Origin of the sequence: Rhizobium sp. GCM10022189 (assembly GCF_042656325.1) — a bacterium.
Classification (GTDB): Bacteria; Pseudomonadota; Alphaproteobacteria; order Rhizobiales; family Rhizobiaceae; genus Rhizobium.
This window is the reverse complement of the sequence record NZ_JBHSOR010000055.1, coordinates 1-605: the sequence shown is the minus strand read 5'-3', so window position 1 is coordinate 605 and position 605 is coordinate 1. Positions and strand designations below refer to the sequence as shown.

General features: G+C 56.7%; 1 pseudogene. It reads right to left on the bottom strand.

Annotated elements, in window-relative coordinates:
• Nucleotides 1-541: pseudogene (locus ACFPWW_RS26105) on the bottom strand (transposase); the annotation flags it as partial.
• Nucleotides 542-605: the final 64 nt, after the last annotated feature.

Here is a 605-nt window from a genome sequence, read left to right as displayed (position 1 = left end):
ACTGTCAGCTTCTCCTCCCGATAGAGCCGGAAGAGCCGCTTGTGGTTCACAAGGTGACCCTCACGCCTGAGCAGCACATGAAGGCGTCGATATCCAAAGCGGCGGCGTTCATGCGCCAGCGCCTTCATCCGCTCGCGAAGATCATGGTCATCACTGCGCCTGGTTTCGTAGCGGATCGTCATCCGGCAAAGGCCCATGGCTTTACACGCCCGCCGTTCGCTCATCTGGTGGTGACCCATCAGATGCGCAACAGCTTTCCGCTTTGCTGCGGGCGTCACCACTTCTTTCCCAAAAGGTCTTTCAAAGCAACATTGTCGAGCATCGCATCCGCCAAAAGCCGCTTCAGCTTCGTGTTCTCGTCTTCCAGCGTCTTCAGCCGCTTGGCCTCGGACACGTCCATGCCGCCGTATTTGGCTTTCCACTTATAGATGCTGGCATCGCTGACACCGTGCTTGCGGCAAAGCTCCGAGACCGGCGTGCCAGCCTCGTGCTCCTTCAGAATCCCGATGATCTGTTCGTCTGTGAAACGGTTGCGCTTCATTCCCTGGTCCTCTCAATGGGCCAGAGCTTACTTCAAAATGGATTATTTCAACGGGGCAAGGTCA